Here is a 23,453-nt window from a genome sequence, read left to right on the forward strand (position 1 = left end):
TGTATTCCAGGAATAAGGTGTGACTTTTCTCACACACACACAAATGCCAATACTAATAATTTCGTTCAAGATGAATATATATTAAAAAAAGGAAAGGCGGCTTTTTTATAAAATTTGGTATTAAATCAAAAATTAGGAGGTTCTGTATGGAAATGGGAGTTGTCCATCTATCAGCGATTATCGTTGCAATTTTGTTCGCGTCCATAGCAATTTTTCAAGTATTACTTTCAGTTGGTTATCCATTAGGAGAGTATGTGATGGGTGGTTTTCATAAGGTTCTACCAAAAAAATTGCGGATTTTGAGTATTTTAAATGCTATCATTCTCTTATTTATGAGTTTGGTTTTTCTAATACATATCAATGTGTTAACCACCTTTCATTTTTTACCAACCAACATATTAGTCTGTGTTATTACCTTATACCTTGGTTTAAATACAGTAATTAATCTACTGTCTCAAAGTAAGAAAGAAAGGTTTATCATGACACCATTATCATTCATTGCTTTTCTCTTATGTTTAGTTGTCTCTTTATCTACTTTAAAACTTTGAAGCCTACTTATGAAGCTTGCACGTCTTTTTCCTTATTTCTCGAGGGTTTGAGAGAGGGGCCAAACTTATCGGTTGGGGTATAAGGCAAAGCACACCTGAGTTGAAAAATAGACGGAAGAATTTCGCTTATTTAGTAATTATTATTAAAAAAGGCTTAAATAGACGGAGAGATTCCGCCTATTGACTCGAGAAATGCGAAAAAGGGAGATTTTACTTTGCATAATCGGAAAAACTTCCCTTATTTACCCCCGAAACAAGCTCTATTCTGCATTTAACCGGAAAACTTCCGCTTATTTTCCTTTGCCGGTTACTCGATTCATGACAAAACATTTTACTAAAAAAGGAGTGAGTCCAAAAGATCCTCATTTAATGCATGACGGTGAACTATACCAAAAGTCATGGAGGCTTTATATAAATAAGGATTTTGGCATTCCAAATAAAGAAACTCGCCAATTCTGGCGAGTTCCCCATTTTATATACCAATTACGATGCCAAAGCCACTATCAAATCGGCACACATTTTAAGAAAAGCAGCTCAAAACGGAACCCTTTGAGCCCGAGCATTTTTTTCGATTATCGTGTTGGTACGATTATTTTGTACCAAATAATCTGTCACCAGCATCTCCAAGACCTGGTACGATATAACCTTTTTCATTTAATTTCTCATCAAGTGCTGCAATGTAGATATCCACATCTGGATGTGCCTCTTTTAATGCTTCTACACCTTCTGGAGCAGCAATTAGGCACATGAATTTAATGTTTTTTCCGCCTCTGTTTTTTAACGAGTGAATCGCTTCAATGGCAGAACCGCCTGTCGCAAGCATCGGATCTACTACGATAAAGTCTCTTTCCTCTACATCAGAAGGTAACTTTACATAGTATTCAACTGGTTTTAATGTCTTTGGATCACGATATAATCCAATATGTCCAACTTTAGCAGCAGGGATTAATTTTAATACCCCGTCAACCATCCCGATACCAGCACGCAAGATAGGAACAATCCCTAGTTTTTTACCAGAAAGTACTTTAGATTTCATTTTGCTAACTGGCGTTTCGATTTCAATTTCCTCTAATGGCATATCACGAGTAATTTCAAAGGCCATTAACGTTGCTACTTCATCTACTAGCTCTCTAAATTCCTTTGTACCTGTTTGGGTTTCTCTAATGTATGTAAGTTTATGCTGAATAAGTGGGTGATCAAATACATATACCTTTGCCACAACATTCACTCCGTTCCTTCATTATTAGTATAAATATCCTTATTTTTGACAGGATACTTCGTTAACACACTTCTATTCATTCTACAGAAAAAGTTTTGGCGAATCAACTGAAATCCTTTTCTAAATTCCAAAATTCTATGATAGTTTTTCCTAAAATCCAAGAAAAAAAACCGAGTTTAAGAAAAGAGGACAATCATTAGGTCGTATTCCCCCTTGATGATTGTCCTCTTCTAATTATAATTGTTTATACAATTCGAATTTACTAGTTAACGCCGTTACTCTTTGAGCTGCCTCCGCTAACTTTTCATTATCTTCATGATTTTTAAGTGTAAAACCGATAATAGAAGCAATTTCATCCATATCTTCTAAATCGAAGCCACGAGATGTTACTGCTGCTGTTCCAATGCGGATTCCACTTGTTACAAATGGACTTGCAGGATCATATGGAATCGTATTTTTATTAACAGTGATTCCCACTTCATCTAGTACATGCTCCGCTACTTTTCCAGATAGTCCTAAAGATTGTAGATCAACTAATAATAAATGATTATCCGTTCCATTCGATACTAAGTTTAATCCTTCTTTTTGCAGACCACTTGCTAATCTTTTTGCATTTGCAATGATATTTTCTGCATACTCTTTAAAATCAGCTTGAAGCGCTTCTCCAAAAGCAACTGCTTTCGCTGCGATTACATGCATTAATGGACCACCTTGAATTCCAGGGAAAATCGATTTATCGATTTTCTTCGCAAATTCCTCTTTACAAAGAATCATTCCACCACGAGGTCCACGCAAAGTTTTATGTGTAGTTGTTGTAACAAAGTCAGCATAAGGAACAGGATTTTGATGTAGTCCTGCTGCAACTAAGCCAGCAATATGAGCCATATCCACCATTAAATAGGCTCCAACCTCATCAGCAATCTCACGAAATTTCGCAAAATCGATTTCACGAGGATATGCACTTGCTCCAGCAACAATTAATTTAGGCTTATGTGCTAAAGCTTTTTCTCGAACATCTTCGTAATTAATATAATGTGTTTCTTTATCTACACCATATTCAATAAAATTATATTGAATACCGCTAAAGTTAACAGGGCTTCCATGTGTTAAATGACCACCATGAGACAAGTTCATCCCTAATACGGTATCACCATGCTCTAGAATAGTAAAATAAACCGCCATATTTGCTTGTGCACCTGAATGCGGCTGTACGTTTACATGCTCCGCACCGAAGATTTCTTTCGCGCGGTCGCGAGCAATATCTTCCACAATATCTACATATTCACATCCGCCGTAATAACGTTTGGCAGGATAACCCTCTGCATATTTATTGGTCAATACAGATCCTTGCGCTTCCATTACCGCTTCACTTACAAAGTTTTCTGACGCAATCAATTCAATTTTCGCTCTTTGGCGACCTAATTCTTGCTGTATTGCTTTAAAAACAAGTTCGTCTTGCTCTGCTAAATGCTTCATATGTAAATCCTCCCGACTATTTCTCTCTATTCCACCGTAAATCTGCCTCTATTCTATCATGTATATATTTTAAAAAGAAAGAGTTAATTTACGAATTATCACGATAATTTTATATTATTCGTTCGGATTTAAGTGTTATTTTTTTAATATATTATCTAATATTAATTCAAAACAACAGAAATTATGTATTTATCAACTATATTAATAAAGTGAACTTGTAGGAAAACAAAAATCCTCCAGTTGCTAAAACCTGTTTTTTTTGCAAAAAATATTATTCAACAATAACGCAGGAATTTTTTATGGATATGGGTAAGGGGGAAGGGCTGTTATTAACTCGGTTGGCGGAATTTGGATTTGGTATATTGAAGATATAAGTTTTTTACTGTTGATGTGGTTGGTCTGTTACTTTTCTTAGTATTTTTCTTGTCCAAATAGCTTAGAGACAGCTTCTCTGTTACCTTTCCAACCACTTTTCTTGCTCAAACGGCTTAGAGACGCTCACTCTGTTACCTTTCCTACTACTTTTCTTACTCAAACGGCTCAGAGACGCTTTCTCTATTACCTTTCCTACTGCTTTTCTTGCTCAAAGATGCTCCCTCTTCTTCTCAAGCACCAAGCCCACTATTTTTCACCAAACCGTTCAACAAATAAAACCAATAAAACTCCCCCTACAATACAATCAATCAGGAATTTTATTGGTTTTCCAATTAACAAGAAAGATTTTCTTTCTTGTTTTCATATACCGCTCTTGGACCGCCAATTAATTTTGGACGTGATTTTGCGAGGGTAACATGTGCATTTCCTAGCTCCTTAAGGGATGTTCGAATTGGAACGGCAACATGTTTTAAGTGCATGCCAATAAATGTATCGCCAATATCTATACCGCCGTCAGCTTGAATAAACTCCACTACTACTGGATCCTCCATCTGACCAAAAGCGAATGTTGCCATTGCTCCTCCTGCATGCCGAACTGGAACAACCGACACTTCTGGTAGATTTCTTGCCTGCATCACTTTTCTTTCTACTATTAACGCTCGATTTAAATGTTCACAACATTGAAATGCGAGAGAAACTCCATATTGCTGGTGGAATGTCTGACATTCTTTAAATATCAACGAAGCAACATCTACTGTTCCTGCCGTTCCAATTTTTTGACCGATTACCTCACTCGTACTACATCCAATCACAAACAAATGGTGATCGTCTAGCTGTGCCTGTTCTTGATATTCCGTTAGAATCGTTTGTAACTGCTCCTTTAACTTAAGTGTTTCCTCATTCATATAAAACACCCCTCTTCAAGTTACCTACATTTCTTTTACTATAACCATCATTGCACAAAGATATTTCGAGTACAAGTAATCTATTCTTTAATTTGGAATCGGCAAATCGTTTGTTGTAGCTCTTCTGCATGCTCTTGTAGTTCTAATGCTAAACTATCCACTTTACGAATAAGTGCTGTTTGACTTTCTGTGATTTTTGTTACCTGCTGCGCTCCTGCAGCTGTTTCTTCCGCAATGGCGGCCACTTCTTGTGATTGCTGGGTTGTATCATAAATCTGTTGTTTTTGCTGATGAATTAATTTCGTAATATCCGCCGTTGCATAAACCATTTTATTGGTTGTCTCATTCATCTCGTTAAAAATTAAACTTGTTTTCTCTCCCGTTTCAGCCTTCTCTTTAGCACCCTCTACTTGCTTCGTAATTTGTACGACAACATTTTTCACTTCTGTTTGCATATTACGGATGATGTCAGCAATTCCTTCAACTGCTTTTCCACTTTCATCCGCTAGTCTTCTTACTTCTTCCGCAACCACACTAAAGCCTGCTCCATGTTCTCCTGCGCGCGCAGCTTCAATCGAAGCATTCAATGCTAATAAGTTTGTCTGTGACGCGATATCTCCAACAAGCTTTAATACTTCTTCTATTTCCTTGGAATGAATTTCTAAATTTTGCACAGACTTTAAGGAATTCGAATTCTCCACAGCTAACCCCTTCATCCCTTCCACTAAGGAATGAACCACTTTATTTGTCTGTATTAATTTTTCTGACATCTGTTCTGAGATTTTCTTGGACATATCCGCTTTTTGTTCCACTGTAAGAGCGATATTCATTGATTCTTCCACAGACTCTGCAGAAGCTTGTACACTTTGTGCGGATACTTCAGCACCACCAGCAATTTCTCCGACTGAACTAGAAATAGATAATGTGTGTTCTAACGCATTTTCCGATTCAGTAGAAATCATTTTTACTGTTTTATTTGTTTTATTAAAATTATTTTCAATGCTTTCTACCATTTCTCGCAAATTAAAAAGCATATGATTAAAGGCTATACCTAAAGACTTTATTTCATCATCTGATTTAGATACTTCCACATCTTGACTAATATCCCCATGAGCTGCTTTTAACGCACCCTGCTCTAGTCTTTTTAAAGGCTTTATAATAAAACCAGCTACTAAAAAACCTAAAAATCCAGACCAAAAAACCCCTAATAATAAGGTGATAATGTTAAATAATACCGAGCTAATGGCTAGTTTACTTTCAATTGCTGGATAGATGATATACATAAAAAAAGCACTTGTTGAATAGGTAATAATAGCTAGAATCGTAATAAACAATGCCAGTTTTTTTCTCAAACTAAACTTATAATGCACCTTGTTTCCCACTCTTTTTCCCCCTTGTAAATAAAAAGCACTTTACCATTCACTATTTGTTATTTTTTCCATTATTTTATCAATCAGTTTTTCTAATTCCTGATAGGTTTCGCGATATTTGGTAACAGAGCCACCATAAGGATCCGTTACATCCTCATTTGGATTATCCTCTGCAAATTCTTTTATCGTAAACGTTTTCTCTATAGAGGATGGATATGCGGATGTAAGCATATTTTTATGTCCTTTAGTCATAGTAAAAATATATGTAGCCCAGTCAATTAGCTCTTTGGTTACCCCAGCCGAAGAATGACTATGCTGAATTCCCTTTTCAGTAAGAACCTCCTGTGCTTGCAATGAAGCTGCATCTCCATCTATTGCATAAACACCAGCTGATTTAACTTCTACATCAGAAGTATATTTATGTTTCACAATCGCTTCTGCCATAGGACTTCTGCATGTATTACCTGTACAAACAAACAATACGCGAATCATCACTTATCCTCCTTTTCTCTTTTATTATAGACCAATTTACCTAACATTTCTATTTACATCCAAAGAATACCAAGAAAATACAGTTCTTTTATCGGTGAATACTAGTACATTTTTAGTGCTTTTCTATTGTTAATATTTTGTAAGTTTTAAACAGAAGCTTTTCTAAAAGAATGTTTTTACATTTAGGCTGTTTTCGTAAAGTTTGTTGCTATGACCCGCAGCCTGAATACACTCCGCTTTCCGTGGGGCTCGCGCTGAGCCGCGGCCTGCCCTCAGGCTGTCTCACTAATCCCATAGGAGTCTACGTGTATTCAGGCTGCTCAGATTTCCTCATTAATTGATTTTTTCTATTGAGAAAGCAACAATCTTTTAGAAAACAGCCTACATTTAAAACGATTTAAAAAGTGGCTTTCATCTCTTCGACGAAAACCACTTTCCTATGTTAGAACAACTATAGGCTAATTAGTAACTTAATTCCAAATATAAGAAGGATTGCGCCTCCAAGCATTTCTCCATAGGAACCTAACCACCCCTTTACCTTCCTTCCAATTAGCAAGCCTAACCAGGTTAGTACCATTGCGCTAATTCCAAAGCAAAGTAGTACTACTACGGTTCTTGCTTGGTATATCCCTAGACTTAAACCAACAGAGAAGCTGTCCAAGCTCACACTGACTGCAAACAAAAGTAAACCAAACCCAACCGGTGTAATTCGGCTTGTCTCAACTTCTTTAAATCCAGTCCAGATCATTTGAATTCCTAATAGAACAAGCAACGCTCCACCTATATATCCGGCTATTTCACTAAAGTTTTCCGAAAGAAACTTACCTGCAATCATTCCGAGGAGTGGCATAATTACATGAAAGATTCCGATTACAAAGCCGATTTTTGCGATTTGCTTTAATCTTAGCTGAAACATCCCCATACCTAGCCCAACAGAAAATGCATCCATACCTAAAGCAAATGCCATTAAAATAAGTGTAAATAGTTCTCCAACCACTGCAGACATTTTTTGGCCCCCTTGGACTTGCTAATTAGAGATTATGCACGTCCAAGTTCATTTAGAAGTGGGATTCTGCAATATTTCCAGATGAAATTTTTTTTCTAAACGCTTTATTTAATCACTTGATGGGAGGCAGCTTTCATTAATCTATTCATGATTGCTTGTCCAACACCGTCTGTCGGAAACATCTCACCAAAGATGATATCTACTTGTTTATGATCAAAGCTACGCAAACCATCATAAAGCTCTGTAGCTACTGTGGATAAATCTGCTCGTATTCCACAAGCATAAATAAAGTCAGCTTGATAGTATTCTTTATTTTCTGCGGTTGTAAGGACACCCACTTTATGTCCCTTTTGTTTTTCTTCTTCCACTAATAATTGTATTTTTTCTTTTGAACCATCTACTAGAAACAATGGTGCATTAGGGGCATAATGGGTATATTTCATTCCTGGCGATTTCGGCTTGATTTCTTTATTTGTGAGTGCTTGGTCCATTTTAACTTCTCCCACAACACTTTCTAGTTGTTCTTTCGTAATACCACCGGGACGAAGAATAACTACCGTTTCATCCGTACAATCAACAACCGTTGATTCAACTCCTACCCCAGTCGGACCTCCATCGACTATTCCCGCTATATAAGAATCTAAATCCTCTTTTACATGCGTTGCTTTTGTCGGGCTTGGTTTCCCAGAACGATTAGCGCTTGGAGCAGCAATTGGTAAACCTGCTTCTTCAATGATTCGTAACGCAACAGGATGATCAGGCATCCGAATGCCTACTGTGGATAAACCTGCAGTGGCTACTTCTGATAACACCCCTTGTTTCTTTTCAAAAATAATAGTTAGTGGGCCAGGCCAAAAGGCATCCATTAACTTTTCCGCTGTTGCTGGTACTGTTTCTACTAATTCAACTAATTGCGCTCGTTTTGCAATATGTATGATAAGCGGATTATCAGACGGTCTTCCTTTTGCAGCAAATATTTTTGTTATAGCTGAATCTTCCTTTGCATTTCCCCCTAATCCATAAACCGTTTCTGTCGGGAATGCAACAACCTCATTTTTTTTCAAAAGATCAGCAGCTTGTTTTATATGTGAATAACTTTCTTCCTTATCCACATTTTTATCCACTGACCAATAAATTGTCTTCATTTATATCCACCTTTTTCAATTCTAATATTTCTTCCTCATAATCGCGTCTAATTCCTCATTTTTCGACAATAACACCATTTGCTAAAAAGGACAAGTATCTGATCAAATTGGAATAAAAATCTGACTTGTCCACAAATTGTGAATAAATAGCATGAAAAAGTGGATAACTTATGCTATTTATCCACAATATTCATTGGAATATACATGAAATGTGAGTTATCAACAGTGAAAACGCTTTTTACAGCATTCGACTCTTTCAATATTTGTGGAATTTCGTCCACGTCTATCTTCTGAAACCCTAATAACTGAAATAATTGGATAGAATGCTGATTATTAACACTGCAATAGATAGCATCCATATCTTTTTCTTTCGCTAATTTTAGCGCTTGCTGAATTAAAAACAAAATATCTTCTACCGTTCCATCAGATAGTACCATCGAACGAAGCAAACCAACTTTTCCAAAGGGTTCTATCCCAATCGTTCCGATAAGCGCCTGATCAGCTTCTGTTTCCATTAGCAAAAAGTACTCTAGCCACTCTGCTAAACCTTCGACAGTCACTCCTGCTTTATTTAAAAAAGAAGCAATTTTTTCTACATCTCCCGTTTCACCTTGTCTAATAATATGCATCTAACCTGTCACCTCTTCATCTACTATTTATTCTATTACTATGAAAAGGTAACGAAAAAAATGCTAGATTTTCTTATTTTAAACCAAACTCTTTTATTTTGTTATATAAAGTTCCTCTTGAAATCCCTAACAATGTGGCGGCAGCACTCTTATTCCCATAGGTTTTAATGAGCGCCTCTTCTATACGTTGCATTTCATCCTCTTCCTTATTCCCTTTTTCTTCTCGAATCGAAACTTTATACTGATCCACAATCTCAGCAGGAATCTGCTCAACCATAATTTCCTTATTGTCTTCACTTACTAACACACTGTGCTCTATTACATTGTTTAGCTCTTTTATATTGCCTGGCCAATCATATGCACTCAGAATATGTAATGCTTGTTCATTTATTTTGTTTACTTTTTTATTATGTTTTTCCTTATAAATTTTTATAAACTCGTTTACTAGACCTGGTATATCCTCTTTTCGATTACGGAGTGGCGGAATTTCAATATGAATAACGCTAATTTGATAATAGAGCTTTTCATTAAATTCCCCTTTCCTTACTAACTCTCCTAAAGGCTGGGTAGTGGATAGGATGAATCTTGTTGCCACTTTTTTCTGTTGTTCTCCTCCAACTCTAGTAAAAGATTGATCTGTCATATAAAATAAAAGTTTTTCTTGAACAGCAGGTGGCATCTTATCCACCTCTTCAATAAATAATGTTCCTGTTTCTGCCTGCTCTAGCTTTCCTTCTATTTCCTCTGTATCCTCAGAATCAAAGGTCATTTTCTGATAGCCAAACAATTCCATCTCTATTAAATCTTTTGGAACCGTTGAGCAATTTAGAGATAAAAATGGATTACTTCTTTTCGATCCACCATAATGAATGGCCTGTGCGAGCAGTTCTTTCCCAGTGCCTGCTTCCCCAGTAATAAGAACTGGTATTTCTGCTGAAGCTACTTTTTGAGCAATTTCAACCGCTCTTTTCACTTCCTTGCTTTCAGATAAAATAGAAGAAAAAGGTTCTTCTTTTTGAATATATAAGGATGGATTTGAATCTAATTCCTGATTTAAACGAATTAGCTTCGTTATATCACGTTCCGTTGAAATTCCACCGATTATTTCATTATCCACAAGGACAGGGGAAGCGTTAATTAATACATGTGTATGTTCATTTGGACGATGATACGTACCTCTAATCGGATTGCCTTCTTTTAGTATTTTGTGTAATTGAATGGATTCTGAGTCAAAATGCTCTCCAATTTTTTTGCCAATAATCGCTTCTTTTCTTATATGATACGTATCCTCTGCCACGCTATTCCAGTAGAATACCGTTCCGTTTCTATCAACTGCTGTTACTGCATCGTTAATTGTTTCTGCCAATGTTTCAAAATAAGTTGTGACCTGTCTATTTTCCTTTTGTAAAATCCGAATTCTTGCAGCAGCAGTTACAATCCCTTGGTAATTCCTATCCTTCTTTATAATTATCGGTCTTAGCCAATTGATTTCTTCTTTATTTATCTCCTTGCTCGAAATGGCATCTGATGGCAATATCCTGCTTGCATGTAGCCAGTCCCTAATTGTTTGACTTTTACCCATAGCTGAAAAAAGGAACTGCTCTTCTTTTCCAATTGTATATAGCTTCTCGCTTTCTATAATGGCGTAGGAATAGTCTAGTAACACATCTGTTAATGTGCTGATTGTTTCTTTGTCTGAGAGGATGGTAAATGAAGTTTCTATCTCCAGTTGCGAATCGGTAAACATGGCTTAATCCTTTCTTTCCTTATTATTGATAATTTATCATTAAATAATCGTTTTTTCCAATGGCTGTTTTCGTTACTGTGAACCATAGCCTGCATACACTTCACTTTCCAATAAGGGGGAATACATCAAAAAAGCTGTCTCCGAAAGGGAGTCACACTTGAATAATTAATATACAGAAGTTTTTACTTCTTTCTAGTAATATCCTTGTGATTCTCTTTATTGGAGACAGCTTGATTATGGCTTCGCTTTATTGTTACAATACTTTTCTTGTGCTTAATTTTGCTTGTGTGAAGAGTAGGAGATAGTCAAATCCTCCTGCTTTGGAGTCAGTTCCGGACATATTGAAACCTCCGAATGGATGCACTCCTACTAGTGCTCCTGTACATTTTTTATTAATATACAGGTTGCCGCAATGTTGATTTTCTAATGCATATTGGATTCGATCTTCTTCGGCAGAAAAGAAGGATCCAGTTAATCCATAATCCGTATCGTTATATACTTCAATACCTGTTTTCCAATCAGGCACTTTACAAATTGCCAATACTGGACCAAAGATTTCTTCTTTCATAATGCGGGCATCTGCAGGAACGTCAGTGAAAATGGTTGGCTCTATATAATAGCCGTTTCCTTGTGCACGGGATCCACCTGTTACTAACTTCCCTTCGGCTTTACCGATTTCAATATAGCCTAATATTTTATTTAATGCCTTTTCATCAATAACAGGTCCTACTGATGCATTTGTTTCCGGAAGACCAATGGCGAGATTTTTCGTTCGAGCTACTACTTTTTCTACTACTTGATCGTATACAGACTCAACAATGATTGCTCTTGAGCCAGCAGAACATTTTTGTCCTTGGAATCCAAATGCTGCTGCTACAATCGCTTCTGCTGCTGCGTCGATATCTGCTGTTTCATCTACTACGATGCCATCTTTCCCGCCCATTTCTGCAACAATGCGCTTTAACCAAATTTGGCCAGGCTGAACGACAGATGCACGCTCATAAATACGACATCCTACGGCACGAGATCCGGTGAAGGAGATAAATCTTGTTTTTGGATGTTCTACTAAATATTCGCCTACTTCCAAGCCATCGCCCGGAAGATAGTTGATAACTCCAGGTGGTAAACCTACCTCTTCCATTAACTCTACAAACTTAGCTGCAATAACCGGAGTATTATCGGAAGGCTTTAAGATAACCGTATTTCCTGATACAACTCCAGCCACTGTTGTTCCTGCCATAATGGCAAGTGGAAAGTTAAATGGAGAAATGACAATACCGACACCAAGTGGAATATAGGTAATCTTATTATCCACTTCGCCTGCCGTTGGATATAACGGCTGATTTTTAGCTGTTTCGCTTAAACGAAGCATTTCTCTTCCATAGAACTCAAGGAAGTCAATAGCCTCGGCGGTATCTACATCGGCCTCCGCCCAATTCTTCCCTGACTCTAAAATTAAGTAAGCGGAAAACTCATGCTTTCTTTCTCTCATTAGTTGCGCTGCTTTAAATAAATATTCGGCACGCTCTGACGCTTTTACCTTCTTCCATGTCTCAAAAGTATGTAATGCTTCTTGCATTGCTTTTTCTGCATATTCTTTATTCCCTTTGCTTACTTCTCCGATTACTTCATCTACATTTGCCGGATTAATCGATACCGTTTTTTCTTCTGTAATAATTTTATCCTTCCCAATGACAAGGGGAAATGTTTTTCCTAGTTCCCCTTTTACTTTTTGAATAGCTGCTTCCATCGCATGTTGGTTTTCAACCTTTGTGAAATCAGTAAACGGCTCATTTTTATATGGTGGTATACTTGTCATGTTTGTCATGTTTGTCATGTTTATTTCTCCTTTTCATTTTATTTATTTTGTTTTTTCAGTGTTGAATTTTTCAATCATTCTCTAAAACTATTAACCTTTAAAAATAAAAGGGGAGTTCTTTTACAGGTATGCTTATTTAAACAAATTTTTAAGAATAAACCATACATTTGCCGGCCTTTCTGCTAATCTTCTCATAAAATATCCGAACCAATCTTTTCCATAGGGGACATATACTCTTACTTTGTATCCTTCTTCCACTAGCTTATTTTGCAAATCTTCACATATGCCATAAAGCATTTGGAATTCAAACTTGTCTTTAGCTATTCCATGCTTATCAGCAAGCTCTTTTGTGAATTGAATAATTTTTTCATCATGGCTGGCAACAGCTGTATAATTTCCATTCAGCATATGCATTTCTATGATTTTTTTGTAGTTTTCATCTACATCTTTTTTCTCTGGAAAAGCAACATCTGGTGACTCTTTATAAGCACCTTTTACGAGACGCAAATTGGCTTGTAACGCATTCAAATGTTTCATATCTTCTTCTGTTCGATATAAATATGCTTGAATGACTAAACCAACATTATCAAATTCTTGACGAAGCTCTTCATAGATATCGATTGTTATTTGACAATGGGCATAGTCTTCCATATCGATGCGAACAAAATTTCCGTATTGGTTTGCTCGAGAAACAATTTTCCACATATTACTTAAACATAAGTCTTTATCAATATCTAATCCAAGAGATGTCATTTTCACCGATAAATGGGATTGAACCCCTGATGCATGAATTTCATCTAATGTTTTTAAAGACATGATTGTTGATTCATTTGCTTCTTCTTTCGTGTAGACGAATTCTCCCAAATGGTCAAGGGTAACTACTCTACCGGATTTGTTTAATTCTGCGACTTTCGAAATCGCTTCTGCAATGGATTCCCCAGAAACGAATCGTTTCGCTCCAAAGCGTAAGCCATATTTGCGAGCTAGCTTATTTGCGGATTTATTCTTAGCTAATGACTGAAACATATTTCTCAATGCAACTTCCATTATCAGGCTCCCCTTTTTAAACACTTTTGTTTAAAATATATCCACTGTACATTTTTGTTTAATTGATGCTTTGATTATACAATAGGACTTCCTTAAAAATCTATAATTTTCTGATAAATTTTTATTATTAGATTAAACAAAATAATGGAAGCGCATAACTGAAAATTCATCTTATTCCTATCAAAAAAAGATTATCCTAAAAGTACGATTCTCAAAAGAAGGCTTTCTATTAAAACCCACTTTTAAGAGAGTACTTCTAAGACAATCTCTTAACTAATGCTATATGTTCTCTTCTTTTTTCTCCCTATAAAATACTTTGCTAAAACTCCATATTTCGGAGAGCAAAGAAAACTAATCATAAAAATGATTCCTGTGGAAAAGGCCATGGCCCCTGAGATGGAGGTATCTAACCATACGGCCATATAATAGCCAATAAATGCAGACAGGATTCCAAAGCAACTACTTAATAGAAATAGAAAGGATAAGCGATCTGTCCATAAATAAGCAGCTGCGGCAGGAGTTATCAACATGGCAACTACCATTATTGCTCCGACCGCATCAAATGCAGCTACGGTTGTTAAAGACACTAAAGACATAAACAGATAGTGCATAAAGATAACTGGAATACCGAGACTTGCAGCAAGCGCAGGGTCAAAAGATGTAATCTTCCATTCCTTATAGAAGGCTAGTATAACAGCGACAACAATTAGTAAAACAACGCTTAGTAATACAACTGCTTCTGGTACACTTCCAAGAAGCGGAATTTCCATTCTCTCCCAAGGGATAAACGTTATTTCTCCCATCAAAGTATGCTTCACATCTAAATGAGCATTTCCTACTTTGGTTGCTATGAGAATAACCCCAATCGCAAATAAGGTCGTAAATACAATCCCAATCGAAGCCTCCTGCTGTACACCTCGTGTATGAAGCCATTGAACAACAATTGCAGTAACCAAACCTGTAATAACCGCCCCAATCAACATATGGATTCCTGTTAATTCTCTAGTAATTAAATAAGCACATACAATTCCCAAGAGCACGGTATGACTTATGGCATCTGCCATCATCGCCATCCTTCTTAAAATTAACAGAACACCAATTAGACCACAGCTTAATCCAACTAATGAGGCAGTTAACAATATCCATCCTGTATAGCTCATTATTGTTCTACCTCCTTCGTCATTTCTAATAGAGCTATACTCTTTCTTTGTTTTTTTTGCTGAAAAAATACAACTGCCAATCCCTTTTTACTTCCTAAAAATAAGGATACAAGGAAAACAGAAGATGCTGTTACCACAATAAAGGGGCCAGTTGGCCATCCCTTGCCGACTGTACTAAGTAATGTCCCAACCATTCCCGAACTTCCACCAAACAAAGCGGATAGAATTACCATCACTTTGAACGATTCTGTCCAATATCTTGCACTCACGCTCGGAATTATTAATAAAGCGGCCATTAAAATAACACCAACCGCTTGAATCCCAACAACGATGACTAATACAAGGATTGCCATATATAATGCATTCATCTTAGTTGTCGATATGCCTAAGCCTTTAGCAAAGCTAGGATCGAACAAAAAGATTTTCCATTCTTTAAATAAAAGCACCGTTAGGAAAAGGACAATCAGAGCAACTGTCATCATTGTCCAAACATCCTTCGAAACCATAGAAGCTGCCTGCCCGAATATAAAACTATCTAACCCACTTTGATTACCACCAGGCATCCGATTTGCAAATGTTAACAGCATAATCCCTAAGCCAAAAAAGACAGATAAAACAATTCCCATTGCCGCATCTTCCTTCACTCGACTAGAGCTTCTTATCCACTGAATAAGAAAAGCACCTAATAATGCAGTAATCGCTGCTCCAATAACCATCACAAAAAGATTTTTTTCTCCTACTATCATAAAACCAAGTACTACTCCTGGTAATGCTGCATGAGAAAGAGCATCACTCATTAAGCTTTGTCTTTTCCAATAAGCAAAGCTACCAATGACACCAGCTGCCATTCCTAATAAGAAGGTACTGAATAAAACGGATTGCGCATTATAAGAAAGAAAACTAAACATTATCGCTTCTCTCCTATCCAGTGTAAAGTTCCTCCATACGCCTTTATAATATTCTCTTTCGTAAAAGTCTCCTTCGTTGGTCCATGGGCGATTACGGTTTTATTCAGGAGAAGGACATGATCAAAATATTCCTCCACGGTTTGCAAATCATGATGGACAACCATCACTGTTTTCCCGCTCTCCTTTAGCATCTTTAGCGTCTCCATGATTGCTTTTTCCGTCGTAGCATCGACACCTGCCAATGGTTCATCTAAGAAATAAAGATCTGCATCTTGAGCAAGAGCGCGGGCGAGAAATACCCGCTGCTGTTGCCCACCTGATAACTGGCTAATTTGTCGATTTGCAAAGTCTTCCATTTTCATTTCTTTTAATGCATTCAATGCCTTTTGCTTTTGTTCTTTCTTCGGCCACTTTAACCAGCCAATTTTCCCATACTGTCCCATCGTTACAACATCAAGTGCATTTGTTGGAAAATCCCAATCGACAGAGCCACGCTGTGGAACATACCCAATTTTCGATTTTGCTGTTTGATATTTTTTACCGAAAAAAAGCACCTTTCCTTTAGTAGCAGGATGAAGTTCTAGCATTACTTTTAATAAGGTAGATTTCCCAGCACCATTTGGACCAACAATACTTGTTAGCGTTCCCGGCTTAATTTGAAAATTCACATTGGATAACACCTCATTTTTTCGATAGGCAGCTGAAACATTCTCTACAGTCAGAATCGTCTCCATATTACTCCACCCCTCTGCTCAATGCTTGATAAATAGTTGAAACATTATGTTCATACATCCCTATATACGTTCCTTCTTTTGAATCTGCATCCCCCATAGCATCCGAGAATAATTCTCCACCAAGCTCTATATCGAGCCCCTCTTTTTTCCCACCTTCAATCACTGCATTTATGGAAGCAGGGTTAATGCTACTTTCGATAAAAACAGCAGGAACTTGCTGTTCCACTAGTAATTGAATAGTCTCCTCTATATCCGATAATCCAATTTCCGCTTCCGTACTTAGACCTTGTAATCCAACAACCTCTAGATCTAGCATTCTTCCAAAATAGCCAAAAGCATCATGTGCTGTAACTAATACACGCTTATCCGATGGTAATGTCTCCATCTGTGCTTTTGCTTCTTCCTTCAATGTATCAAATTTTTTAAAATACGCTTGTTTATTTTTTTCAAAATATTCACTATCATCCGGCAAAGCTTTCTTTAACTCATTTGTTGCTGCATCAAGTGATTCCTTCCATAAATCAATATCGAACCAAATATGAGGATCGATTGCACCTTCCTCATCCTTTAAAAGCTTTTCCTCTGGGTTAACTTCTCCAATAGCAAGAACCGGTCTTGTTTTCCCAATTTCTTCAAATACCTTTACCATATTCGCCTCTAGATGTAAGCCACTATAAAAGATGATGTCTGCATCCTCCATTTTCTGGATATCCCCTTGGGTAGCTGTATATAAATGCGGATCAACGCCAGGTCCCATTAGACTTTTCACCTCTACTTTATCACCGCCAATTACTGACATTGGTTCTGCAATTTGTGCAATTGTAGTAACAACTGTAAGCTTACCGTCTTCCTTTGATCCTGTTGATTCAGCTGAACACCCTGTTAAAAAAACGAACGTCATTAATAATCCTGTTAATACAACTTTCCACATTGTCTTTCCTCCTTTTTATCATCACAAAAATTATAACCTTTGGACAATTTGTTTCCTCAAGGAAACTTTTATGTTTATATACAAAATACTTAACTATCAGAAAAATGTCAATGTTTTCGTTATAATTAGGTAAAATTTCATAAACTTTTATTGTTTTGAGTAGGAATTTGGGCAAAAGAAAAAGATGCTCTTTTTAAAAGCATCTTTCTTAAGCATTGGATATTATCCAAAAATTTTATCCCATAATTCTACTAGAAAAAATTTCACTTCTACTTCCTCTTCTTCTTCTTTAACAAATACAGGATCCGTTTTCTCTTTCTCTTCCACTTTCTTTTCTTCTTGCTTCTCTACCTTTGCTGTTTTCTTTTCTACTTTTTCCGCTTTTTCTTCTGTCTTCTCTTCTTTTTTCTCTTCTTCAAATCCATCACTTACTGCTACTCCGTTAGAGAAATCTAGGAAGCATAATGGCGGGAAAAGGACACACCACCAATTAGCACCCTCGCCTTCCCCTAAAGTAATAAGAATCGCATCATATTGTCCTGCTGGATATAAGAACTCTCCATATAGCTTTGTTGGAAAATCAACTTTATCAAAAGTAACATTTACTGCTTGGTTTGCCTTTTCCTCTTCTACTACTCTTTCAGCGATAAGCTGAATTTCTGGTAATTTTTCTTTCAATACATCCTTTGCTGCTTCTTTAGAAGTTAATTCAGAAACCCATTTTGTAATTTCTGCATTCACAGCATCTCTTACTTTTCTTTTTAATGCTTGGTCTGCTTCTAAATCACTATTCGCTAAGATTCTAAGACGAATCGCATCATTCGGAATGATAACCTCATTGTTTGCTGTTACCTCATTTTTAGGAATATATAAACTCATAATAGTTGTTAGAATAAGTACAAATAAATAAATAGTTGCCATCGGTTTGTTTTTCATCTATAGCACCGCCCCTTCACCACACAGTCTGGACAGATTAATAGAATCTTAAACTAGTAAATTTTATTTTTTCTAAGTTGTTTTCTAGTGGATTCTACTATATGTAGATATGGTGGGTTTTGCATGGGGGGTGTCAGCTTTATTTGCAGCTATTTCCTTTTTACTTGCAGGTTCGGCAACTTTATTTGCGACTTTCCTCCTTTTCCTTGCAGGTTCGGCAGCTTTATTTGCGACCTTCTGAGGTTAGTCTAAAAAGTGGACACGTAAAAATGAGATTTAGGATATAATACAATCATCATTTAAAAGGACGTGTTCATATGGGAAAGCATCATTCAAAAGAGTATAAAGACTATGTTGTAAAGTTAATAGTGGAGGAGGGGAGGAAAGCTTCTGAAGTATCCTATGAACTTGAGTTATCACCTAAAACAGTAAGCCGTTGGGTGTCCGATTACAAGGCGAAAATAAGGGGTGGACAGAGTACGGAAAGTTATCTAACCCCTACCGAACTTGAAAAATTAAAAAAGCAACACGAGAAAGAATTACAAGCTTTGAAAGAGGAGAATGAAATCTTAAAAAAGGCCATGCACATCTTCACAAAAAACCAAGCGTGATTTATATATTTATCCTAGCCCACTCTGATGAACACGTAGTGGCGAAGATGTGCGAAGTGCTGAAAGTATCATCAAGTGGCTATTATAAATGGTTGAATAAGCAGGATCAGCCTCCATCTGAAAAAGAAGCCTATCGTCTAGAGATTAAACAAAAAATCAGTAAATCTTTTCATGAGAGTTATGGTACGTATGGAAGTCCGAGAGTACATGCGGACTTAATGGAGTGGGGCTATACGATTTCCCAAAAGACTGTTGCACGCTTGATGAAAGAATTGGGGTTAACTGCGACGCCGAAAGAAAAATATATAGTGACGACTGATTCTAAACATGATCTCCCTATCTCTCCTAACTTGTTAAACCGTCAATTTAACGTGGAGAAACCCAATAAAGTATGGGTAACGGACATTACGTATATTTGGACGCTAGAAGGATGGGTTTATTTATCATCTGTTATGGACTTGTTTTCACGGAAAATCGTTGGCTGGAGTCTTGCTCCCCACATGAAAAAAGAACTAACTATACAAGCATTAAATAGAGCGATTATCTCTAGGCAGCCAGGAAAAGGGGTAATTCACCATTCTGATCGAGGTTCTCAGTATTGTTCTAATGAATATATCAATATCTTAAAAGAGGAAGAAATGAAAATTAGTATGAGTCGAAAAGGGAATCCCTACGATAATGCTTGTATTGAATCGTTTCATGCTTCGATTAAGAAAGAATTTATTTATAGAAGGCGCTTTAAAACGAAGGAAGAAGCTATAAAAGCGATAAATCACTATATTAGTAGTTTTTATAATGAAAGGCGAAAGCACTCTACTCTGGGGAAACAATCACCGAATCAATTTGAGAGAAACAACTGGAAAGAGGAAGTTACCACTGTCTCATAATTTGGACATTCGGTGTTAGAAATGATCAGTCATGCCTTTCGAGTGATCATTTCTAACACCCCACCAAACGAAGTGCGGTAGTGTTTTTGGTTTTAAATGTCTCAAATTTTAGTGTCCACTTTCTTGACAGAAGACCACTTCCTCCCTTTCCTTGCAACTTCCCCTACTAAACAAAAAAGACATATTCCCCACACATGTACTTGTGTATAGAATATGTCTTTCTATATAGGCAAACCCTTCACATAAACGATAATATAAATTAAAATCCAACTTCCGCAAATACCATTCGATCTTTGCCATTGATATCATATTGGACTTCTACTTTTGCCTGAGGGAATGCGACTTCTAATAAATTAGCAACAGCATTGCTTTGACCTGCCCCTACTTCAAATCCAATAATGGCTTTTTCATTAACCACATGGGGCAGTTCTTCACAAAGTCTTTTATAAAGGACAAGACCATCTTCTCCTGCAAACAGCGCTCGATGTGGTTCATGTTCAGTGACAACATCAGACATTGTTGCGATGTCTTTTTCTGGGATATAGGGAGGATTTGAAAGGACAACGTCAAACGTTTTCCCCTGTGCAATAAATGGCTGCAACAAATCTCCCTGTACGAATTCTATATCCCCTGCACCTAAATTGTCAGCATTTTTTTTCGCTATAGCTAACGATACTTCATAAAGATCTGTAGCTGTTACCTGAAATGACGGATTTTCCAGTTTCATCGACACTGCGATTGCGCCGCTTCCAGTTCCCACATCTACTAGCTTTATAGGCGCATTTCCCCCAAACAATTTGTCTATCCGTGCAAGAGCAGAATGAACAAGCTCCTCTGTTTCCGGTCGAGGAATAAGTACTTCTTTATTTACATTAAAAGCTCTCCCATAAAATTCCTCTTGCCCAATAATATATTGAACTGGCTGTCCTTCGGAGTGCAAATAGATCAGCTTTTTAAAGCTTTCTACTTGCTCTTCTTCCATATCTTCACGGAATTTCACGAGCATTTCGGATCTACTTACTTGGAGAGAATGCCTAAGTAATAGCTCTGCTGCGTATTCTTCTCTGCCATGTTCCTTCAAATAAGAAGAAGCCCATTTTAGGGCTTCGAATACCTTACACATCTGAAGCACTTTCCAAACGACTAGATTGTTCTTCAAAAATAAGCGCATCGATAATATCGTCCATTTTACCTTGAAGAATTTGATCTAGTTTTTGAATAGTCAATCCAATACGGTGATCTGTCACACGGTTTTGCGGGAAATTATACGTACGAATACGTTCCGAACGATCTCCTGTACCAACCGCCGATTTACGTTGTTGATCATATTCCGCTTGTGCTTCTTGCTGGAATTTGTCATAAACACGTGCTCGTAGTACTTTCATTGCTTTTTCTTTATTTTTAATCTGTGATTTTTCATCCTGACAGGAAACAACCGTACCTGTTGGAAGATGCGTTAAGCGAACTGCAGACATCGTTGTATTAACACTTTGTCCTCCAGGTCCGCTAGAAGCGAATGTATCAACACGAATATCTTTTTCGTGTATTTCAATCTCTACTTCTTCTGCTTCAGGTAAGCATGCAACTGTTGCAGTAGATGTATGAATACGACCCCCAGACTCTGTTTCTGGTACACGTTGTACACGATGGGCACCATTTTCAAATTTCAATTTGCTGAATGCGCCTTTTCCGTTAATCATAAAGATGATTTCCTTGTAGCCACCAACACCAGTTGAGCTTGCATCAATGACTTCCATTTTCCACCCTTGTGCCTCTGCAAAACGGCTATACATACGGAATAGATCCCCAGCAAATAAAGCTGCTTCATCTCCGCCAGCCGCTCCCCTTACTTCCATAATAACGTTTTTATCATCATTAGGGTCTTTAGGAATTAGCAAGATTTTCAAGCGTGCTTCTAATTCTTCAATGCGCTTAGCAGTTTCATCTAGCTCTTCCTTCACCATTTCGCGCATTTCTGGGTCTAGCTTTTCTTCCAGCATTGCTTTAGCTTCCAAATGCTGTTCTTTTACTTCTTTATATTCACGATAAACTTCTACTGTTTCTTGAATATCCGATTGTTCTTTCGAATAATCACGTAGTTTTTTTGTATCATTTACAATTTCAGGATCACTTAATAATTCATTAAGCTTATCATAACGATCCTCTACAGCTTGAAGACGATCAAACACACTATTCACCTCGTTTTTATCCATAACGTATTCATTATATTATAGGCTATTTTCTCCGTCAAAACCAATTCTTATGAAAAATAGCATTTACAGCTTGTTTTCTTCCTATATTTCTAAAAAGGTGGCTCTCAACAGGCATTGTTGCCTCCCCCCTTCTCGCTAATTCCTCAAAATCTTTGTGTATCCAAGGAGCACCATCCTTCTTTCAAACTGTAAACAAACAATCAAAAAATAGCATCCTATGTCGAATAAACGCAAGATCACAGAGCAAATTTTCCCTTTATCGATTATAATAGATATAACACTTGAAAGAGAGGATATGACAAGATGTCCCTGACCAATCAATCCATTTATCATTATGTGATGGAGCAGGCTTCATCCATAACAAAGACTTGGTTTGCCATTAAAGATGGAGAATTAGGTTCTATTTATTCAAAGAATACCTCCCCATCTGTTGAAAAGCTGTTAACAAAACAGCATACGTATACAATTCAAACGGTTATTAGTGCTTTTCTAGAAGATGAGAGCATTTTTGCTGGAAATCTAGAGAAATGGGCAAATAAGGTAGCAAAAAGTAGAGTCGAGTTAGGAACACCCGTTCATGAAGTATTACAGGCATTAAGTATTACAAGACAAGTAATTTGGGACTCGATTGAACAGTTTATCCTTGAACAAAAAAATGTTCCAACACCATTAATATTACAATGGAGTTCAAAATTCCATTTTACTTTCGATCTACTAACAAATCAATTCACAAGCATGTATCATACTTTTACAAAACAAAAGCTTCATTGCCAAGAAGTATTAATCCAGCAATTAAGTGTCCCTGTTATTCCGATTACAGAAGCTATTGGAGTCCTTCCATTAGTAGGTGATATTGATAGTTTACGAGCAAAATTAATTTTGGAGACAGTGCCTGTAAAATGTAAAGAAGAGGCGATTAATCATCTATACATTGATTTATCTGGTATTTCTTCTATTGATACAATGGTTTTGCATGAACTGATGAAATTAACAAAAATACTCTCTTTCATCGGTATTGATGCAACTATTTCTGGACTTAGTCCTGATACCGCTCAAATGATTACTACATTAGGAATTAGTTTAGGAAATGTTCCTACCTACATCACACTTAAACAAGCATTATCTCTTCAAAAAGAGCCCGTTCAAAAAGCTTTGCTTAAAGAAAAACCTTTGACATAGCCCTATCTTACGAAGTGTTTCCAAATCGTGTATAATTATAAAAATTACAAAAAGCTCTGATAAATTCCACTTCTCATACTCTAAATCAATCCTTAGAGTCTAAGAGAAAAGTAAAT

At 36.9% G+C, this 23,453-nt stretch carries 20 protein-coding genes and 1 pseudogene; 3 read left to right on the plus strand and 18 right to left on the minus strand.

The genetic code is table 11. The features are described from left to right. Window positions 1–146: 146 nt before the first annotated feature. Window positions 147–548 (plus strand): hypothetical protein, encoded by a 402-nt coding sequence (locus NYE52_RS20600; RefSeq protein ID WP_341194786.1) that lies wholly within the window; start codon window positions 147–149, stop codon window positions 546–548. 589 nt (window positions 549–1,137) lie between these two features. On the opposite strand, the gene upp is transcribed toward NYE52_RS20600, so the two are convergent. The 16 genes from upp to spoIIR form a co-directional block, all read right to left on the minus strand. After that, the gene (gene upp, locus NYE52_RS20605) at window positions 1,138–1,767 is read right to left on the minus strand and encodes a uracil phosphoribosyltransferase (RefSeq protein WP_048717534.1); all 630 of its coding nucleotides are present in this window, start codon (window positions 1,765–1,767) and stop codon (window positions 1,138–1,140) included. Between the two features lie 234 nt (window positions 1,768–2,001). After that, window positions 2,002–3,243: a serine hydroxymethyltransferase gene (glyA, locus tag NYE52_RS20610; RefSeq protein ID WP_341194787.1), complete on the minus strand. Its 1,242-nt coding sequence runs from the start codon at window positions 3,241–3,243 to the stop codon at window positions 2,002–2,004. Window positions 3,244–3,950: 707 nt separating this feature from the next. Continuing rightward, window positions 3,951–4,523 carry a TIGR01440 family protein gene (locus NYE52_RS20615; RefSeq protein ID WP_341194788.1) on the minus strand — a complete coding sequence of 191 codons (573 nt, stop codon included), beginning with the start codon at window positions 4,521–4,523 and terminating at the stop codon, window positions 3,951–3,953. Between the two features lie 80 nt (window positions 4,524–4,603). Continuing rightward, entirely contained in the window at window positions 4,604–5,905 is a 1,302-nt protein-coding gene (locus tag NYE52_RS20620; protein WP_341194789.1) for a methyl-accepting chemotaxis protein, read from the minus strand. 30 nt (window positions 5,906–5,935) lie between these two features. Next, window positions 5,936–6,385: a low molecular weight protein arginine phosphatase gene (locus NYE52_RS20625; protein ID WP_341194790.1), complete on the minus strand. Its 450-nt coding sequence runs from the start codon at window positions 6,383–6,385 to the stop codon at window positions 5,936–5,938. Window positions 6,386–6,836: 451 nt separating this feature from the next. Continuing rightward, the gene (locus NYE52_RS20630) at window positions 6,837–7,391 is read right to left on the minus strand and encodes a manganese efflux pump MntP (protein ID WP_341194791.1); all 555 of its coding nucleotides are present in this window, start codon (window positions 7,389–7,391) and stop codon (window positions 6,837–6,839) included. A 104-nt stretch (window positions 7,392–7,495) separates the two neighbouring features. Next, a complete protein-coding gene (locus NYE52_RS20635; RefSeq protein ID WP_341194792.1) occupies window positions 7,496–8,536 on the minus strand; it encodes an L-threonylcarbamoyladenylate synthase in 1,041 nt (346 codons plus the stop codon). Between the two features lie 173 nt (window positions 8,537–8,709). After that, a complete protein-coding gene (locus NYE52_RS20640) occupies window positions 8,710–9,165 on the minus strand; it encodes a hypothetical protein (protein WP_341194793.1) in 456 nt (151 codons plus the stop codon). Between the two features lie 73 nt (window positions 9,166–9,238). Continuing rightward, on the minus strand, window positions 9,239–10,912 hold the full coding sequence (locus tag NYE52_RS20645) for a sigma-54 interaction domain-containing protein (RefSeq protein ID WP_341194794.1): 1,674 nt from the start codon (window positions 10,910–10,912) through the stop codon (window positions 9,239–9,241). Between the two features lie 253 nt (window positions 10,913–11,165). Beyond that, complete coding sequence (gene pruA / locus NYE52_RS20650) at window positions 11,166–12,740, minus strand: L-glutamate gamma-semialdehyde dehydrogenase (protein ID WP_341195255.1); 1,575 nt, start codon at window positions 12,738–12,740, stop codon at window positions 11,166–11,168. Window positions 12,741–12,863: 123 nt separating this feature from the next. Then, the gene (locus NYE52_RS20655; RefSeq protein WP_341194795.1) at window positions 12,864–13,778 is read right to left on the minus strand and encodes a proline dehydrogenase; all 915 of its coding nucleotides are present in this window, start codon (window positions 13,776–13,778) and stop codon (window positions 12,864–12,866) included. Window positions 13,779–14,047: 269 nt separating this feature from the next. Continuing rightward, window positions 14,048–14,938 (minus strand): metal ABC transporter permease, encoded by an 891-nt coding sequence (locus NYE52_RS20660; protein ID WP_341194796.1) that lies wholly within the window; start codon window positions 14,936–14,938, stop codon window positions 14,048–14,050. Further along, complete coding sequence (locus NYE52_RS20665) at window positions 14,938–15,846, minus strand: metal ABC transporter permease (RefSeq protein WP_341194797.1); 909 nt, start codon at window positions 15,844–15,846, stop codon at window positions 14,938–14,940. The genes NYE52_RS20660 and NYE52_RS20665 overlap by 1 nt, the downstream gene beginning before the upstream one ends. Then, the gene (locus NYE52_RS20670) at window positions 15,846–16,580 is read right to left on the minus strand and encodes a metal ABC transporter ATP-binding protein (protein ID WP_341194798.1); all 735 of its coding nucleotides are present in this window, start codon (window positions 16,578–16,580) and stop codon (window positions 15,846–15,848) included. The genes NYE52_RS20665 and NYE52_RS20670 overlap by 1 nt, the downstream gene beginning before the upstream one ends. 1 nt (window position 16,581) lies before the next feature. Continuing rightward, complete coding sequence (locus tag NYE52_RS20675; RefSeq protein WP_445669127.1) at window positions 16,582–17,511, minus strand: metal ABC transporter solute-binding protein, Zn/Mn family; 930 nt, start codon at window positions 17,509–17,511, stop codon at window positions 16,582–16,584. Between the two features lie 222 nt (window positions 17,512–17,733). Further along, on the minus strand, window positions 17,734–18,447 hold the full coding sequence (gene spoIIR / locus NYE52_RS20680) for a stage II sporulation protein R (protein ID WP_341194799.1): 714 nt from the start codon (window positions 18,445–18,447) through the stop codon (window positions 17,734–17,736). Window positions 18,448–18,764: 317 nt separating this feature from the next. Between spoIIR and NYE52_RS20690 the strand changes: the two are divergent. Then, window positions 18,765–19,945, plus strand: a pseudogene (locus tag NYE52_RS20690) (IS3 family transposase). Window positions 19,946–20,204: 259 nt separating this feature from the next. Here the strand turns inward: NYE52_RS20690 and prmC are convergent. Together prmC and prfA are read right to left on the minus strand one after the other, a co-directional pair. Next, entirely contained in the window at window positions 20,205–21,068 is an 864-nt protein-coding gene (prmC, locus tag NYE52_RS20695) for a peptide chain release factor N(5)-glutamine methyltransferase (RefSeq protein WP_341194801.1), read from the minus strand. Then, window positions 21,061–22,134: a peptide chain release factor 1 gene (gene prfA / locus NYE52_RS20700; RefSeq protein WP_341194802.1), complete on the minus strand. Its 1,074-nt coding sequence runs from the start codon at window positions 22,132–22,134 to the stop codon at window positions 21,061–21,063. Before prfA ends, prmC begins: the two co-directional genes overlap by 8 nt. Window positions 22,135–22,461: 327 nt before the next feature. Between prfA and NYE52_RS20705 the strand changes: the two genes are divergently transcribed. Continuing rightward, window positions 22,462–23,337, plus strand: a complete 876-nt coding sequence (locus NYE52_RS20705) for an STAS domain-containing protein (protein WP_341194803.1) — start codon at window positions 22,462–22,464, stop codon at window positions 23,335–23,337. The last annotated feature ends 116 nt before the right edge of the window (window positions 23,338–23,453 follow it).

It is taken from the genome of Niallia sp. FSL W8-0635 (assembly GCF_038007965.1).
Classification (GTDB): Bacteria; Bacillota; Bacilli; order Bacillales; family Cytobacillaceae; genus Niallia.